Here is a 572-nt window from a genome sequence, read left to right as displayed (position 1 = left end):
TTGCTTGATTTCCGTTCAAGCTGAGCGAACCTTTGAACGCCTCCGTTACTCTTTAGGAGGCGACCGCCCCAGTCAAACTGCCCACCTAACAATGTCCCCCGACTCGATTCAGAGCCGCAGGTTAGAATTCCAATATCGCAAGGATGGTATCCCAACGGCCACTCCGCAACCGCCAAAGCGATTGTTTCCCAGTGTCCCATCTATCCTGTGCATGCAACATCGAAACCCAATATTAGGCTACAGTAAAGCTCCATGGGGTCTTTCCGTCTTGTCGCGGGTAACCGGCATCTTCACCGGTACTACAATTTCGCCGGGCGGGCTGTTGAGACAGTGCCCAAATCATTACGCCTTTCATGCGGGTCAGAACTTACCTGACAAGGAATTTCGCTACCTTAGGACCGTTATAGTTACGGCCGCCGTTCACTGGGGCTTCGATTCAATGCTTGCACATCTCCTCTTAACCTTCCAGCACCGGGCAGGCGTCAGCTCGTATACGTCATCTTTCGATTTAGCACAAACCTGTGTTTTTGGTAAACAGTTGCTTGGGCCGATTCTCTGCGGCTCCATCTCTG

1 rRNA gene is annotated in these 572 nt (G+C 51.9%); it reads right to left on the bottom strand.

The annotated features are described in order from the left end of the window. Positions 1-572, bottom strand: a 23S ribosomal RNA gene (locus tag QYM41_RS17730); the annotation flags it as partial.

Origin of the sequence: Kocuria oxytropis, assembly GCF_040981195.1 — a bacterium.
In the GTDB taxonomy this organism is placed as follows: Bacteria; Actinomycetota; Actinomycetes; order Actinomycetales; family Micrococcaceae; genus Kocuria; species Kocuria oxytropis.
This window is presented reverse-complemented; position numbering and strand designations above follow the sequence as displayed.